At 72.3% G+C, this 16,272-nt stretch carries 13 protein-coding genes; 1 reads left to right on the top strand and 12 read right to left on the bottom strand.

Annotation, left to right across the window (positions count from 1 at the left end):
* Nucleotides 1-56 precede the first annotated feature (56 nt).
* The 5 genes from HW566_RS05830 to HW566_RS05850 all read right to left on the bottom strand — a co-directional run bounded on the left by HW566_RS05830 (nucleotide 57) and on the right by HW566_RS05850 (nucleotide 4,820).
* Nucleotides 57-575: a methylated-DNA--[protein]-cysteine S-methyltransferase gene (locus HW566_RS05830; protein WP_178011199.1), complete on the bottom strand. Its 519-nt coding sequence runs from the start codon at nucleotides 573-575 to the stop codon at nucleotides 57-59.
* A gap of 2 nt (nucleotides 576-577) precedes the next feature.
* Complete coding sequence (locus tag HW566_RS05835; protein WP_178011200.1) at nucleotides 578-2,077, bottom strand: DNA-3-methyladenine glycosylase 2 family protein; 1,500 nt, start codon at nucleotides 2,075-2,077, stop codon at nucleotides 578-580.
* Between the two features lie 70 nt (nucleotides 2,078-2,147).
* Complete coding sequence (locus HW566_RS05840; RefSeq protein WP_178011202.1) at nucleotides 2,148-2,804, bottom strand: hypothetical protein; 657 nt, start codon at nucleotides 2,802-2,804, stop codon at nucleotides 2,148-2,150.
* A gap of 34 nt (nucleotides 2,805-2,838) precedes the next feature.
* Nucleotides 2,839-4,530, bottom strand: coding sequence for an alpha/beta hydrolase (locus HW566_RS05845; protein WP_178011203.1), 1,692 nt, complete (start codon nucleotides 4,528-4,530; stop codon nucleotides 2,839-2,841).
* On the bottom strand, nucleotides 4,527-4,820 hold the full coding sequence (locus tag HW566_RS05850) for a hypothetical protein (RefSeq protein ID WP_178011205.1): 294 nt from the start codon (nucleotides 4,818-4,820) through the stop codon (nucleotides 4,527-4,529). Before HW566_RS05850 ends, HW566_RS05845 begins: the two co-directional genes overlap by 4 nt.
* A gap of 139 nt (nucleotides 4,821-4,959) precedes the next feature.
* Here HW566_RS05850 and HW566_RS05855 point away from each other — a divergent pair, with 139 nt between their 5' ends.
* On the top strand, nucleotides 4,960-6,384 hold the full coding sequence (locus tag HW566_RS05855; RefSeq protein ID WP_178011207.1) for a dihydrolipoyl dehydrogenase family protein: 1,425 nt from the start codon (nucleotides 4,960-4,962) through the stop codon (nucleotides 6,382-6,384).
* Between the two features lie 30 nt (nucleotides 6,385-6,414).
* Here the strand turns inward: HW566_RS05855 and HW566_RS05860 are convergent, their stop codons facing one another.
* The 7 genes from HW566_RS05860 to purH all read right to left on the bottom strand — a co-directional run bounded on the left by HW566_RS05860 (nucleotide 6,415) and on the right by purH (nucleotide 16,250).
* Entirely contained in the window at nucleotides 6,415-7,077 is a 663-nt protein-coding gene (locus HW566_RS05860; protein ID WP_178011209.1) for a hypothetical protein, read from the bottom strand.
* A 10-nt stretch (nucleotides 7,078-7,087) separates the two neighbouring features.
* Nucleotides 7,088-7,285: a hypothetical protein gene (locus tag HW566_RS05865; protein ID WP_178011211.1), complete on the bottom strand. Its 198-nt coding sequence runs from the start codon at nucleotides 7,283-7,285 to the stop codon at nucleotides 7,088-7,090.
* Nucleotides 7,286-7,292: 7 nt separating this feature from the next.
* Nucleotides 7,293-7,448 carry a hypothetical protein gene (locus tag HW566_RS05870; protein ID WP_178011213.1) on the bottom strand — a complete coding sequence of 52 codons (156 nt, stop codon included), beginning with the start codon at nucleotides 7,446-7,448 and terminating at the stop codon, nucleotides 7,293-7,295.
* Nucleotides 7,449-8,038: 590 nt separating this feature from the next.
* A complete protein-coding gene (locus tag HW566_RS05875; protein WP_178011214.1) occupies nucleotides 8,039-8,326 on the bottom strand; it encodes a WXG100 family type VII secretion target in 288 nt (95 codons plus the stop codon).
* Between the two features lie 130 nt (nucleotides 8,327-8,456).
* The gene (locus tag HW566_RS05880) at nucleotides 8,457-13,064 is read right to left on the bottom strand and encodes an FtsK/SpoIIIE domain-containing protein (protein ID WP_178011216.1); all 4,608 of its coding nucleotides are present in this window, start codon (nucleotides 13,062-13,064) and stop codon (nucleotides 8,457-8,459) included.
* A 30-nt stretch (nucleotides 13,065-13,094) separates the two neighbouring features.
* On the bottom strand, nucleotides 13,095-14,540 hold the full coding sequence (locus HW566_RS05885; protein ID WP_178011218.1) for an RDD family protein: 1,446 nt from the start codon (nucleotides 14,538-14,540) through the stop codon (nucleotides 13,095-13,097).
* A 105-nt stretch (nucleotides 14,541-14,645) separates the two neighbouring features.
* Entirely contained in the window at nucleotides 14,646-16,250 is a 1,605-nt protein-coding gene (gene purH / locus HW566_RS05890) for a bifunctional phosphoribosylaminoimidazolecarboxamide formyltransferase/IMP cyclohydrolase (protein ID WP_178011219.1), read from the bottom strand.
* Nucleotides 16,251-16,272: the final 22 nt, after the last annotated feature.

Here is a 16,272-nt window from a genome sequence, read left to right on the forward strand (position 1 = left end):
TACCTGGGTATTCGCTGGGTGCAAGGGTCGGAGAAGATCCGCGTTCCGCGGCTCGCTCACGCGAGCGCTTCGCGCGCGAGCAGGCTGCGCTTGACCTCGAGGCCCCAGGCGAATCCCCCCAGCGCGCCCCCGGTGCGCAGCACGCGATGGCACGGGACGAAGAGCGCGGGTGCGTTGCGTGCGCAGATGGATGCCGCCGCCCGCACGGCAGCCGGCGACCCCAGCGCAGCGGCGAAGCCGGTGTAGGTCAGCGGCGCGCCCGGCACGATCCGGCGCAGCTGCTCCCACCCGGCGCGCTGCATCGTCGTGCCGTGCTGGCGGACGGGCACGGAGTCGATCGCGGCGAGGTCGCCTGCGTAATAGGCGGCGACGGCTGCCGCGGCATCCGTTCGGCCCGCGCGGATCCGGTCGGGGACGTCGGCCGCGCGCAACCGTCCCACGATGGCGGAGTGCTCGGCGGTCCATCCCGAGGCGAGTACGGCGCCGTCGTCCTCGAGGATCGTGAAGGGGCCGTCGGGGGTGTCGACCGTCTCGACGACGGCGGGTTCGACGAGCGCGTCGGGGGCGGGGGTCATGATCATGCCTTCCGGGACGGGGCGGCGGTCGGCGCCGAGCGCCAGGCCTGGGTGACGGGGGCGGCGTACCAGAGGTGAGCCATGAGGTAGCTGCGCCAGGGCGACACGCGGGTCGACCAGGCGACCAGCTCGGACGGGCCGGCGGGGATGCCTGCGGCCGCCGCACCCGCGCGGGCCGCGACGTCTCCGGGGAGCAGCACGTCGGGATCGCCGAGGACGCGCATCCGCACGTAGTCGGCCGTCCACGGACCGATGCCCGGGAGGGCGAGGAGTGCCGCCCGCTGCTCGTGCGTGTCGTCGCCGGCCGAGAGCCGGAGTGTGCCGTCGGCGAGCGCCGTGGCCGCGCCGACGATGGCTCGGATGCGCGCCCCGGGTCCGCGCAGCACCTCGGCGCCGCGTTCGGCGATGACCGCCGGGGTGGGGAAGAGCGTCGCGGGACCGACCGAGGTCTCGAACGGGTCGCCGAGCGCCGCCGCCAGACGCCCCATGGCGGTGCGTGCCGAGGCGACGCTGATCTGCTGCCCGATCATGGCGCGGATCAGCATCTCGTCCGCGTCCATGGCGGCGGGCAGCCGCACTCCGGGGATCCGGGCCACCAACGGTGCCAGCTCGGGGTGCGTCGCGAGTGCCTCGTCGATCGCGACGGGGTCGGCATCCAGGTCGAACAGGCGACGGACCCGGGCGATGAGGGCCGACAGATCCGACAGGGCCGTCAGCTCGGCCCGCAGGCGCACCCGGCCACCGTCGTCCTGACGCACCTCGAACCAGGCCGGGCCGCCGGCGAGACGGATCACGCGGGCGAACGACCGGTCGTCGCCGGCCTCGACCCCCGGGATGGCGTGGGCGCGCATCCAGCCGAACAGCCCGACCGCGTCGAACGGCTCGCGCACCGGCAGCACGAGGTCGATGCGCCCCGCCGGCCGCTCCCCCGGTCGGCGCTGCGCGCGCAGCTGGCCCGGTGCCAGCGCGAACACGTCGGCGATCGTCTCGTTGAACTGTCGGACGCTCGCGAACCCGGCGGCGAAGGCGACGTCGGCGATCGGCAGATCGGTGTCGACGAGCAGGGTGCGGGCGGTGTGCGCCCGGTGGGCCCGCGCGAGGGCGAGGGGCCCGGCCCCCAGCTCGGCCGTCAGCAGGCGGGTGAGGTGGCGCGACGAGTAGCCGAGGCGGCTCGCCAGTCCCGGCACGCCCTCCCGATCCACGACGCCGTCGGCGATGAGTCTCATCGATCGTGCCGCCAGGTCACCTCGCACGTTCCATCGGGGCGACCCCGGCGTGGCCTCGGGCAGGCACCGCTTGCACGCACGGTATCCCGCCTCGTGCGCCGCGGCGCTCGTGGGGTAGAACGTCACGTTCGCCGGCTTCGGGGTGCGGGCGGGGCAGCTCGGCCGGCAATAGATCCCGGTCGACCGCACCGCCGTGACGAACTGGCCGTCGAAGCGGCGGTCCCGCGCATCGATGGCGCGATACCGCTCGTCGAAGCTCATCGCCGGGTCGGTCATGCCCTCAGCCTGACACGTCCGCCAGCCGCCGGCTCGCGGGAATCGGACATCGCGGCACGCGCCCCGCGGGTCAGGGACGCAGCGGCGCGCCCGACTCGTCGTAGTGGAGCGGACCGCCGGCGGGGAAGGAGAAGGAGGGCTGCGATTCGGGTCCCTCGAACGCCGGCAGGCGTCGCCAGACGTCGGCGGGCAGGCGCTCCTCGGCGAACACCTCGGTTGCCAGGTCGTGGGCCGAGCCGGGGACGCACGGGGTCTCGGTCGATACGCGCACCTGCCCGCTCGCGGGGCGGATCGTGACGACGGTGCGCTCGGCGATCGTCCCCTCGCCGACCACCGTCACCTCGCGCGCGTCGCCGTCACCGCGATCGACCGTCTCGCTCTCGACGCCCAGCTGCGTGAACGCCGCCGAGGCTGCCGCGGCGATCTGGTCCGGGTCGCGACCGGGCAGCTCGATGCCGCGCACCGCGGAGAGCCGGTAGCCGCTCTCGTCGCTGACGCCGAGCTGGCAGCCGGTCGGGTGCGCGCCGTAGGCGCCGTCGACGACGACCCACTCGGTCGGCTCGATGGCCATGATGAGGGTGTGCAGGCCGTCCGCCATCGTCAGGAAGCGCTCCTCGGCCTGAGCGTACGATTCCGGCTCGTTCCCGGCCTGCTCCGTCGCCCCGGGGACCGCCTGTCCGCCGCATCCAGTCATGGTCAGCGCCAATCCGACGGCGAGCGCCGTCATCGTCGTCCTTCGCGGGGTCGTCTTCATCGTCACGTCACGTCCGATAGGGATTCACGGGCAACCAGTCCAGCCAGTCCGGCAGATCCCAGAAGCCGCTCTGGCTCCCCTCGCCGTCCATCTCGGTGCCCGGTTCGCCCGTGAGCACGATCTGCTGGATGTTGTAGAACGACTCAGATCCTTCCACGAGATAGCCGTCGCCGTCACCCGAGGGGAGCGGTCCGTTGCCGCCCTGGTGCGCCGAGTGCCCCCCGGTGGGCGTGAGGTGCTCGCCGTCGGCGCCGTACCCGCCGTCGCTGCCGAACTCCGTCATGCCGGGCAGCGTCTCGGGCACCGTCCCGTGACCGCCGCCGAAGCTCGTGTCCCGGCCGATCCGTGCCCACGCGTCGTCCTCCGACAGCGTCGCGTACATCTGCAACCCGTCCGCGTTCTCGAGGTTCGACAGCACCCGCGGGTAGCTCGGGAAGCCCGCCGAGCCGACGGCGATGAACTGGTCCACCCCGAGGGCATCCGCCTGCGAGCCGATCGCCAGCGCAGCCGTCGTGCTCCCGTAGGAGTGGGCGATCACCGCGGTCTCCGCGTCGGGGTGCACGGCATCCACACCGAGGAGGAAGGAGCGCAGCGCCGCCGCGCCGTCCTCGGCCCGGTCCATCGCCGGCTCCTCGAGCTCGTTGGGCGAGTCGTATCCGAACCACACCGCCGTGGCCAGGCCCGGGCCGGCGCTGTTGAGGGCGCGCGCCGAGTCGCCCCACTCGCCGATGCCGGTGACGTTGGAGTTCATGCCCGGAACCAGGACGTTGATGTCGGTGGCCGCGTCCAGGTCGCCGTACGAGAGCGCGGCGGTGACCTGATCGGAGCCGTCGGGATCGAACGAGATGAGATCGGGCGGCGGCGCCCCCTGCGTCAGGGCGTTCCAGAGTGCCTCGATCTGCTCGCCCTGCTCGCCGGTGGGGTGCGAGTTGTAGAGGTCTTCGAGCCGATCCCGGTTCACCCGCGCACGCACGTCGTACGGGATTCCGTCGAGGTTGCCGATGATCTCGGGGTGGGCCGCGGCGATCTCCTCGTGCAGCTCCGGATTCGCCAGCCACAACGCCAGCACCTCGGCCGGACCGTCGGCTGCCAGCAGCTCGTCGAGCAGCGAGCGCGACGCCGCCGTCATCGTGCTGCCCGCCCCGGCGAGCTCGGCGAGCGCTGCGTCGTAGGCGGTGTCCCACGCGGCGTAGTGCGTTTCGTACTGCTCCCACAGATCGGCCAGGTCGCGCGCCGCCGCGTCGCGGACGGCGACGGCATCCTGCGCGTCGTCGTTAGCTCGGCGCACGTCGTCCGCTTCTCCCGAACGCGAGGTCCACAGCGCGAGGAGCCCCGCCTGCTCGGCTTCGTCGGCCGCGCTCTGCCAGGTCTCGTGCGCCGATTCGATGTCGTCGATGAGGCCGTTCGCCTGCTCGGCCGAGGTTGAGAAGGCATCGGCGTACCGCTGCAGGACTCCGGCGAGCAGCTCTGCCTCGGCGATCTCGGCCGCCAGGGCGCTCACGACGTCCTGCGCGTCCGCGCGCGCCGCAGTGACGGCGGCGCCGACACCGTCGACGTCCGTCACCGCCTGCACCGAGGTCCGCAGCTCGTCGAGCGAGCCCGCGACGCGCCCGAACGCGCCGCTCCACCAGCTCATCGATCCCGTGTTGCCCTCGAGGCGCTCCAGCGGGAACGCCCGGTTCGGAGAACTCAGCGTCATGGCTCGCTCCTCCCGGTCAGCTCCCGGTCGAGGTCGCCGTAGCGCGAAGCGATGCCCGAGAGGGACGCCGCCACCGCCGAGGCGTCGCCGGATCGGTCCAGGACGGCGGCATGCAGAGCGCTCAGCCGCCGGTGCATCTCCAGGCGCAGGGTCGCGCGATGCGCGGGGTTGCCCACCCCGGTGTCGTCTCCCTGGATGTCGGCGTTGTCGAGGACCACGTCGCTCGACCGCGTCTGCACGGCCTCCGCCGCGCTCGTGAGCGCGTGGTAGAAGATCTCGACGTCGGACATGACGACCCCTCGCACCCGGTCGACCCCCTCCGGGCCGACCGTCACAACGTAGCGAGACGACCAGCGACGCGTCGATGGGGAGAACTCCCCTCCGGCGCAAGGCCTGGCATCAGCCGACCGACGGCGTTAGCGTCGCGGCATGAGCGAACGCACCTACGACCTGATCGTGATCGGAGCCGGTCCCGTCGGCGAGAACGTCGCCGACCGCGCCGTGCAGGGCGGCCTGACCGTCGCCATCGTCGAGAGCGAGCTGGTCGGCGGTGAGTGCTCCTACTGGGCGTGCATGCCCTCGAAGGGGTTGCTGCGCGCTGGTGCCGCCCTCCGCGCCGCACGCGCCGTCGACGGGGCGAAGCAGGCCGTCACGGGTGACGTCGACGTCGCCGGCGTGCTCCGCCGTCGCGACACCCTCACCTCCGACTGGAACGACTCGTCCCAGGTCGAGTGGCTGCAGGGAGCCGGTGTCGACCTGGTCCGCGGTCACGGCCGGCTCACCGGTCGCAAGCGGGTGAGCGTGACGGATGCCGACGGCGCCGTCACCGAGCTCGTCGCACGCCATGCCGTAGCGGTGTGCACCGGTTCGGCGGCACTCCTGCCGGACGTGCCCGGGCTGGCCGAGGTCGGGGCCTGGACGAGCCGCGAGGCCACCGCCGTCCAGGAGGTGCCGGGCTCGCTCGCCATCGTCGGCGGCGGGGTGGTCGCGGCCGAGATGGCGACGGCCTTCGTCGACCTCGGGAGCGAGGTGACGCTGATCGCACGCAGTCGACTGCTCGGCCCGATGGAGCCGTTCGCCGGCGACCTCGTCGCGCAGTCGCTCACCGAACGCGGTGCGCGGGTGCTGCTGCACACCGACCTCGTCTCGGCCCAGCGGGTCGACGGGCAGGTCGAGCTGGAGCTGTCGAACGGGACCCGGGTGCGCGCCGACGAGGTGCTCGTCGCGACCGGACGGGTGCCCCGCACCGACGACCTCGGCCTGGATGCCGTCGAGCTGACACCCGGCTCGTGGCTCGACGTCGACGACACGATGCTCGTCCGCGGCTCGGACTGGCTCTACGCCGTCGGCGACGTCAACCACCGCGCCCTGCTGACTCATCAGGGCAAGTACCAGGCGCGGGCCGCCGGCGACGTCATCGCCGCCCGGGCCACGGGCGGCGCCGTCGACGACGCGCCCTGGGGCACGCACGTGGCGACCGCCGACCACGCCGCCGTCCCGCAGGTCACCTTCACCGACCCCGAGGTCGCCTCGATCGGCGAGACCGAGGCGACGGCGCGAGCTGCGGGGCGCAGCATCCGCGTCCTCGACTACGACCTGTCGTGGGTGGCCGGCGCCTCCACCCGGTCTGACGCGTACGCCGGGCAGGCACGTGCGATCGTCGACGAAGACCATGGCGTCCTGATCGGGGCGACGTTCGTGGGGGCCGACGTCGGCGAGCTGCTGCATGCGGCGACGATCGCGGTCGTCGGCGAGGTGCCGCTCACGCGGCTCTGGCATGCGGTGCCGGCATACCCGACACTCAGCGAGGTGTGGCTGCGGTTCTTGGAGACCTACGGCCGGCCCACCGTCTGAGACCCGGCGCCTGCGTCTGCACCGGGGCGGTCAGGACCGCCGGGCGGTCCCGGTGAGGCGTGACCACAGCGGATCGCCGGCGCTCATCCCGCCCCCGATCCGCATCACACCGCCGATCTGTCCGACGCCGCTGAGACCGGCCGCGAGTCCCACGAGCAGCGCGGGCACCGTCATCAGCGAGAACCCCGCCGCGACGTCGCGCGCGAACAACGCCAGACCGCCCACGGCGATGAGCAGCGCGAGCGTCGCCGTGATCAGACGGACGAGGATGCGGGGCTCGAGGTTGACGGTGCGGGCCTGCACCCACCCGGCGCCTCGGGGCGCACGTGCGCCGTTCGCGTACGGGGCGCGCACCCAGCTCGATGCGCCACGAGTGAGCGCACGGCCGCTGCGCCACAGGGCGACCAGCAGTGCGACGCCGGCGGCCGCCAGCAGGGCGGCGACGACGACGACCGCGACGTCGGCGGGCGAGACGATCCCGAGAGCGGCCATGGTCGCAGCCAGCCCGGCGGCGACGAAGAGGCCGCCCGCCGTCGCGGCGAACGCCGCGACCCCCAGTGCCCAGCGCGACCAGCGCTCGTAGTCCGCCCGCAGGGTCGCCACGGCGCGGTCCGCCTCGGCAGGCGACGCGGCGGCGACCCCATCATCGGAGAGCAGGGGCCGGGACGCGGTCTGGATCAGTGCGAACGCCATGCGGAGAATGCTACGGCGCGGCGGGCTCGGGCTCGGTGGGCTCGGCCGGCTCGACGCCCACCGGTAGCGCCTGCGTCGTGGTCAGCGCGAAGGCCACGTGCAGGGCGAGCCCGGCGGCCTGGGACGGATCCGAGCACAGGCCCATGACGACCGCGTTGCCGGCGCCGCCCGGGAGCGCGATCTCGCCGACGGCGGTGACATGCGCCATCCCGCCGTCATCGGATGCCCCGAGCGTGACGGTGCCCGTGGACGGTGTTGTCGAAGCGCTCGGCCGGGTTCTGCCACGGACCGGTGAGACTGTCGACGAAGTCGGTGCCCTTGCTGTGCGCGTCCATGGCGGTGTTCATCGTCCAGTACGTGTTGGCGACCATGTTCGGCAGGTTGACGTTCAGCGGCCGACCCCAGGAAGTTGGTGAAGGCGTTGCCGCTGTAGGAGCTCAGCGTGTCGCTGGCCGCCAGCAGGGAGCCGGCCGCGACGGCGGCGTCCGCATCGACCTCGTCCTTGAGCTGCCGCGCCCGGGCGCGGATCGACGCGAGTTGCCCCTCCGCGTTCGAGAGCGCCGAGGCGGCGTTCGAGACGGCATCCGGGTCGGCGTCCTGGGCGTCCTTGCCCGCCTCAGCCTGACTGTGCGGGGCCGGAATTCCTCGCTGAGTGCGGCGCGGAAAGCCGTCGCCGACTCACCGATCCAGGCGGCGTCATCCGAGCCGTCCATGGTCGCGAGGGCGTCGACGACGCCGTCGCAGCCTGTGGTGAGCGCGTCGACGTAGCCCGACAGGGTCGCCACGTCACCCGGAGCCGGGTCGAAGCCGAGAGCGGAGAAGTCGGTCATGACCCCGCCCCTCCTGCGGCACCATGCTGTCGCCGAGCTCGGTGTCGAGCTGCTGGAACGCTTCGAGGATCCCCTCGAGTCCGGCGCCGGCGTCCTCGGCGTAACGCGCGAGCTTGTCGCAGAGCGATGGATCAGCCGCCGGCGAGCTGCTGGTCGAGGTCCTGGATCGCGCGCATCATGCCCAGCAGCGAGTCGGACATGTCGTTGATGCCGTCGACCGCGTTCTTCAGACCCGTCGTCAGCTCGGAGTACCCCTCACCGAACTTGCCCGACGCGTGCTGCGTCTTGAAGTCATCACCCAGCAGCGTGTCGACCTGCGACTTCAGGGTGTCCAGCTGCCCCTGAATGTCATCACGAGCCTGCGACAGCGAGTTCGCAACCTGCTCCATCTCGCCATAAGACGCACCGAAATCAGCCATGACGGCCCTCCTCGTTCTTTGGTCCGACCCCCCTCCGGAGCCGATACCAGAAACCTACCGACGGCGCCCCCGGACAGTCGATGGGGAGAACTCCCCACTCCGGGGTCTGGTATACGGCCTCAGGCCACGCTCAGGACTCCACGATGGTGTCGACGGGCACCGCCGCGGCATCGCCCGAGGTCGCGGCATCCGCGGAGTCCCCGGCACGCGACGACGGGGCGTCCGGCACACGGGGCAGCGTCGCAGCGTCGACCAGGGGCATCTGCACCGTGACCGCGCGACCGGCCTGCACGAAGATGCCCCGCCCCTCGGGGAAGTCGCTGCGCTTGACCTTGGGGAACGGCACCTTGAAGACCGCATCGCCGTCGAAGGCATCGGGTTTGAGGATGATGCCCTTGCGTCCACCCTTGAAGTCGCCCACCAGACCGAAGCCGCTGGTGACCTGCGTCACATCGGCGTCGCCGACGAGCAGATGGTCGCTGCGGTTCACGGCCTGGAACAGGCCCTTGAGCGCCCGCTCGGCCGACGAGTCGGCGAACTGCGGCACGTCCTCGACCACGATGAGGATGCGGCGTCCGAGCGCCTCGTCGGCGACGAGCTCGGTCAGCTCGGTCGCGAGCTCCTTCGCGTCGTCGGGGGTCGTCGCGCTGCGCATCCACGGCGCGAAATCGCGCAGCTGCGAGCGGCGTCCGCCGAAGTGGAACATCGTGACCTCGGGGTCCAGACGGCTCATCGCTGTCACGATCGCCTTCATCGCCGTCGTCTTGCCGGCCATCGGCGGGCCCGCGACGACGAAGGTGCCGACGGGATCGAACCCTCGAGCCGCGAGGGTGTCCTCGGCGACGCCGAGCACGGGGAACTCCCCGATGCGCGCCGGCAGGTCGGCGACGGCCAGGCGGGTGGGCAGCGAGCCGATCTCGGCGACCTCGCGGACCCCGCGGGCACGCAGCTCGTCGGCCAGCTGGCCCAGCAGCTTGGTCTGCTCCGCGACGTTGGGCGTGCCGCCCAGCACCGCGATCTGCGTCTCGAACCCGTCGACGATCGCGCGGCCCGGGGCCGATCGCTCGTCGAGCACGTCCTTGGGGGCGTTGAGCAGCCCGTAGGCGTTCTCGTCCGAGAGGCGCAGCACGATGCGGCGCGAGATATTCGAGCTCACCGCGGTCGGCACCGATCCCGACCGGTCGGCGGTGGCCACCACGTGGACCCCGAGCGGGCGCCCCTCGCCCAGGATCCGCATGAAGGCCTGGTAGAACGGCATCCGGGCGGAGGTGGACTCCCACTCGGCCCGGAACTGCGGCAGGCCGTCCAGGAGCAGCACGATGCGCGCCTCATCCCGGCCGGTCAGCTCGCGGTACTCCCCGATCGTCGAGGCGTTCGCCGCGCTGAAGCGCTTGCCGCGGTCGTCGAGGACGGCGCCGAGCGACCGCATGATGCGCTGCACCCGCTCGGCGTCGTCGCCCGGGATGACCGATCCGACGTGCGGCAGGATCTCGAGGCTCTTCAGCGACCCCGAGCCGAAGTCGAGCCCGTACACCTCGATGTTCTCGGCGCGCCGCCCCGTCGTCGCGGCGGCGATCGCGATGGTGCGCAGGACGGTGGACTTGCCCGACCCGCTCGTGCCGTACACGAGCATCGAGCCGTCGCGGTCGGGCTCGAAGTAGACGGCCTCCTGCAGCTGGCGCTCGGGGATGTCGCTCTTGCCGATGAGGATCGCTCCCCCGCGACCCGACGGGAGCGCCCGGATGTCGACCGTGGTCTCCAGGTCGTCCAGCCACGGCCGGCGGGGCTCGGGGATGCGCGCCTGGTTGGCGGCCGCGACGAGCGTCGCCACGATGCGCTTCTGGTCGTTGGGACCCGGATCGACCTCGGCCGCAGGGTCCTCGGGGATCTCGTCGACCTCCCAGCGCTGCACCGACCCGAAGCGCAGCTCCGCGATGGTGACATCGGCGGCGACGACCTCGTCGGAGCTCCACCCACCGGCGTACGCCGACTGGAACGGGACGAGTCGGCCGGGGCCGGTCTTGGCGATGCCCCGCCCGGGGATGCTCGGGTCGAACCGGGCGGCGACGGGGTCGTCCACGACATCCTTCGAGTCCGACTCGTCGGCCATGCGCAGTGCGACGCGGAGGTTCGTGTTGGCGCGGAGGTTGTCCTTGATGACGCCGGCGGGACGCTGCGTCGCCATGATGAGGTGGATGCCGAGCGAGCGCCCGCGCTGGGCGATGTCGACGACGCCGTCGACGAACTCCGGCACCTCGCCCGCCAGGGCCGCGAACTCGTCGATGACGAGCACGAGCGCCGGGGGCGTCTCGGGGTCGCGGCGCTTCTCGAGCTCGAGGAGGTCCTTGGCCTTCTTCCGGTTGAAGAGGTGTTCGCGGTGGTGCAGCTCGGCGCGCAGGCTCGTCAGCGCGCGGCGCACGAGGTGCGGGCTGAGGTCGGTGACCAGGCCCACCGTGTGCGGCAGCTCGACGCAGTCGGCGAACGCCGACCCGCCCTTGTAATCGACGAAGAGGAAGGTCACGCGGTCGGGGCTGTGCGCCGCGGCCATGCCGAGCACCCACGCCTGCAGGAACTCCGACTTGCCGGCACCCGTCGTGCCGCCCACGAGGGCGTGCGGTCCCTGGGTGCGCAGGTCGAGCGTCATCGCGTCGGTGGCCCCCTGACCGACGATCGCGCGGAGGTTGCCCGATTTCTTCAGTCGCGGCATGGCGGCACCGGAGCGGTCGAGGATCGTGTTGTTCTCGCGCCAGCGCTCCACGGCGAACGACGGCTCGGACGCGAGCTCCGACCCCACGAGCGAGAGGAACATCACGGAGTTCGGGATGTCGGACGAGTCCTCGATGATCGTGCTCGCGTCGGTCACCGGTGCGAGCCGCTTCGCCAGCACCGTCATCAGCTCGTTGGAGACGCCTTCGACCTCGGTGACCGGGTACTCCACACCGCTGCGCACCGTGCCCACCCGCGCCCGGTCGAGACCGGCCGTGACATCGACGAACGTGCGGCACACAGCGGGGAGCGCGTCGACGACGGGGGCGACGAAGATCCCGTACACCCCGACGTCGGCGCCGCGCTCGAGCACCTGCGTGAGCCGGGCGCGGTCGACCGGCGCGTCGGAGGTGACGATGACGACCACCGCGGTCTGCCCGGGGAACGTCGACTCCTCGGCGGCGCGGCGCACGTCGGTGCCGTATCGCATCGGATCCCAGTCGTCGTCGAACGGCAGCCGTGGGGCGGCCGCCGCCTTCGAGCGGCGCATCACGAGCTCCTCGAGGCCCGAGAGCATGGCGGCTCCGGTGGATGCCGAGTCCGACAGCGGCATCTCGCGGAACGGGCTGCGCTCGCTCGAGGTGTGGGGCAGCCACTTGAGCCACTCGAGCTCCTTTGCCCACTCCGGCTCGGTGAGGGCGACGGCGGCCAGGTCGTTCGGCGAGTGCAGCCCGAACAGCTGCACCGACAGGCCCCGCAGGGCGTCGGCGGCCTCGCGGGCGCCGCCGGCGACGCCGATGACCCCGACGCTCTGCAGCGACTCGAGGACGGGGACGCCGTCGATCATGCGGTAGCGATCGCGCAGACGATCGACCCGTTCGACGTACTCCTGCAGCGCGTCGGGGTTGTCGGCGCGTTTCACGCCCGTGCGCGAGGGCGCCTCCGAGGTGCCCATCCGCACGGCCAGGAAGTTCCAGTGCTCGGGACGCCGCGTCCAGAGCATCGGTCCCAGCTGCATCGCCTCCTCGAACACGACGGCCACCGGCGGCACCTCGGTGTTGCGCACCTCGCGCTCGCGCGGACGCAACCGGTAGAGCTTCTCTTCGAGCTCCTCGAAGGTGCGCTCGAAGATCTCTGCTTCCTTGCGCTGGCGCTGACCCACCTGGGTGCGCTGCGAGATGAAGTTGCCGAGGAGCATCATCGGCGTCATCGCGACGATGAGGAGCGTGCGGGGCTGATTGGTGATCGAGAAGAGCGCGATGCCCAGGATGATCGGAGCCACCAGCATCGGCCAGGGGAACAGCCGCGACACGGGATCCTTCGGCATCCGCGGCTCTTCGAGCTCCTCGCCGACGTAGCGCGGCTCGACGCGGGGGCTGCGGTTGAACAGGAGACTGCCGCCGCGCTCGAGCACCGGGTCCTGCTCGACGGGCGCGAAGCCCTCGACCATCGAGACCACGAGCTCGCTGTCGCCGAGCTGGAAGCGCTGCCCCGGGATCACCCGCAGACGCTGGACGAGGCCACCGTCGATGACGATGCCGTTGGCGGAGTTGAGGTCGACGAGCTCGACCGATGCGCCGACCTCGATGCGGGCGTGCCGCTTGGAGACGAGCCGGTCGTCGAGCACGATGTCGTTGCCCTGCGCCCGTCCGATCGTGAAATGCCCCTCGGTCAGCGAGAACTCGCGACCTGAGAGGGGGCCGCCGACCACGTGCAGGATCGCGGCGACGGGTCCGCCGGCGCCCCGGCTCGAGACGTAGTCGGGCCCCAGGTTGGTCACCGACGCCACGAACCCCGACCCCACGGGCGCATCGCCGACGAGCATGTGGGGGTCGAGCATGATGAAGTCCGGGGACGTCGGCGGGGCGACCGTCAGGGTCAGCACGTCGTCGGGCCCGGCGGAGACCTCGCGGCGCGGATCGCTGTCGACGATACGGCGAGCGACGTCGTGGACGGTGGCCGTGGAATCCGACGTCACGACGATGTCGGTGTCGGTGTGGTCACGGCGCTGAAGGGTCAGCTTGAGTCTCAACGAGGGCTCCTGTCAGCGGGTGCGACGACGTCAGCGGATGGTCACGACCGCGTGGCGGTCGCCGAAGCGGATGGTGTCGCCGTGGCGCACCTCGACGGGGCGGCCGGGCTCGAGCGGCTGCTCCGAGCCGCCGCGCACCAGCACGCTGCCGTTGGTGGAGCCGCGCTCGACGGCGACGGCGCGGTCGTCGTGGCGCAGCAGCGCCCAGTGGGTCTTGGAGATCGAGCGGGTCGGATCGACCACGGGCACCGGGGTGACCTCGACGTCGTCGGGCCCGGTCCCGGGCGCGCGACCCAGCACGACCCCTCCCCCGCCGACGGTCACGGTCTCGCCGGAGTCGAGGGTCAGCTCGACCGTGACGGGATGCGGTGCCGGGGCAGCCGCGGCGGGGGCCGGCTCGGGCTCGGCGGCAGGGACCGCGGTGGGGGCCGGCTCGGGCTCGGACTCGGCGGCGGGGGATGCGGCGGGGGCCGGCCCCGGGTCGGGCACGCGGTCCTCGAGCAGCGGCGGCGGCGTCCAGGCGGCCGCACCCGGGCCGGGGTCGACGATCGCTCCGGGCGCGATCGCGGCAGCGGCGGGAGCCGGCGTCTGCGGGCGAGCCGCGGCCGCGAAAGGCGTCGCCGCGACGGTGGTCGGGATCCCGGGGCGGGGCTCCTCCGCGGCCTCGTCGCCCGTCTCGCCCACGACCGGGTTGCCGGGGCGGGACCGCACCGCGCCGAGGACGCCGCCCTTGTTGCGGGCGAGCGGCACATAGGCCTCCGAGCCCGACGAGACGCGGGGCGTGGCGAGCGAGGGGAGCTCCGTCTTGACGTCGAGGAGGTCGGTGGAGACGGTCTTGCGGGCGATGCGCATCCGCTTCTCGTCGTACGGGTGGAGCCCGCGGCGCACGTCGACGAGCCAGATCGCCGCGGCCAGGTCGGGCCAGCTGCGTCCGCGGCGGTCGCGATCGAACAGCGGCGACAGAGCGATGACCAGGAGCGGTCCCACCAGCGGCACCACCAGGCTCGCGCACAGGACGAGGTAGCGCACGACGGCGCCGCGCCAGAAGCCGGGGCGTTCCAGGGTGCGGACGTTGACCGCCCGCAGGCCCGTGAAGGCCTTGCCGAGCGTCACGCCGCGACGGCCCAGCAGGATGAGCTGGACGAGCACGAATGCCGTCGAGAGGGCCCAGCTGACGGCACCGAGGACGATCAGGAGCACGATGTCGTCGCGACCGGCGAGAGCGGCGACCGGGTCGGGGTCGAGCGCGACGGTGAGCAGTGCCGGCAGCACGACGACGAGCATCGGCGTCTGCACGAGGAGCAGCACCAGCGCCTCGATGATCGTCGCCAGCACCCGCCGCCCGAAGGGGGCGCGGATCAATCCGAGCGATGCGGCGTACTCCGGCCGTGGCCGCCCGTCGGCGTCGAGGCCCTCGATCGTCCGAGCGCGCTCATCGATCTCCCAGATCACACGTTCCTCCCCGAAACGGCTCACTCACCGAAGCGACCCTATCGCCCGGCGCCCGTCCGCCGTTCACCTCTTGACTCCGGCCGCCGTTCCGGGGCGGAAGAGCGGCCCTCCCGGTCGAGGACCGGGAGCTCAGTGGAAGAAGTGCCGCTCGCCGGTGAAGAACATCGTGACTCCGGCGGCGCGGGCCGCGTCGACGACCTCCTGATCGCGCACCGACCCACCGGGCTGGATGATCGTCTTGATGCCGGCGTCGATGAGGACCTGGGGGCCGTCGGCGAAGGGGAAGAAGGCGTCGGATGCCGCGACCGACCCGGACGCGCGATCGCCCGCCCGCTCCACCGCCAGCCGGCACGAGTCGACCCGGTTGACCTGCCCCATGCCGATGCCCACGGTCGCCGAGCCCTGTGCGAGGACGATGGCGTTCGACTTCACCGCGCGGCACGACTTCCACGCGAAGATCATGCCCTCCAGCTCGGAGGGGTCGGGGCGCTCGCCCGAGACCAGCTGCCAGTCCTTCGCGACCGACTCGATGTCGTCGGGGAAGCGGTCGGCGTCCTGCAGCAGCAGCCCGCCCGAGACGAGCCGGACGTCCATGCGCTCCTGCCGCCAGTCGGCCGGCAGTCGCAGCACGCGCAGATTCTTCTTGAGCTTGAACACCTCGAGGGCCTCGGGCTCGAAGTCGGGGGCGACGATGACCTCGGTGAAGATGTCGCGCAGATTCTCCGCCATCTTGAGCGTCACGGTGCGGTTGGCGGCGATCACGCCGCCGAAGGCCGAGACGGGGTCGCACTCGTGGGCCCGCAGGTGCGCCGACGCGATCGGGTCGAGCGCCTGCGGCGCGGTGACGGCGATCCCGCACGGGTTCGCGTGCTTGATGATCGCCACGGCGGGCTTGATCATGTCGAACGCCGCCCGCAGCGCGGCATCCGCGTCGACGTAGTTGTTGTACGACATCTCCTTGCCCTGGAGCTGCTCCGCCTGGGCGATGCCGTGGCCCCCCGCGCGCGTGTAGATCGCGGCGCGCTGGTGCGAGTTCTCGCCGTAGCGAAGTGTCGCCATGCGTTCGGCGCGGATGGTCAGGTGCTGCGGCAGCTCATCACCCTCGAGTGTGGCCTCGGCGAACCATGTGGCCACCGCACGGTCGTACTCGGCCGTGTGCGAGAAGGCGCGCGCGGCCAGGTCGCGGCGCTGCGCGAGGCTCGTGCCGCCCGCGGCGACCGCCTCGATGATGGCCGGGTAGGACGAGGGAGACACCACGATCGCGACGTTGGCGTGGTTCTTGGCCGAGGCACGCACCATCGCCGGTCCACCGATGTCGATCTGCTCGACGACGTCGTCGCCGGTGGCCCCCGAGGCGACCGTCTCGACGAAGGGGTAGAGGTTGACGACGACGAGATCGAAGGGCGCGATCGCGAGGTCGGCGAGCTGCGTCTCGTGGCTCTCGAGGCGCAGGTCGGCGAGCAGCCCCGCGTGCACGGCCGGGTGCAGCGTCTTGACCCGGCCGTCGAGCGACTCGGGGAATCCGGTGACCTCGGCGACGTCGACGACGGCGAGACCCGCCTCTCGCAGCAGGGCCGCCGACCCGCCGGTCGACACGATCTCGACACCGGCGTCGGACAGCGCCTGGGCCAGCGGGAGCAGGTCGGTTTTGTCGCTCACCGAGATGAGGGCGCGGCGCACGGCGACGACGTCGCGCGAGCGGTAGAGGGCGGGGTCGTGGCTCGGTCCGGCCATGGCGGTTCTCCTCGGTACGGGT

Source organism: Microbacterium oleivorans (assembly GCF_013389665.1).
In the GTDB taxonomy this organism is placed as follows: domain Bacteria; phylum Actinomycetota; class Actinomycetes; order Actinomycetales; family Microbacteriaceae; genus Microbacterium; species Microbacterium oleivorans_C.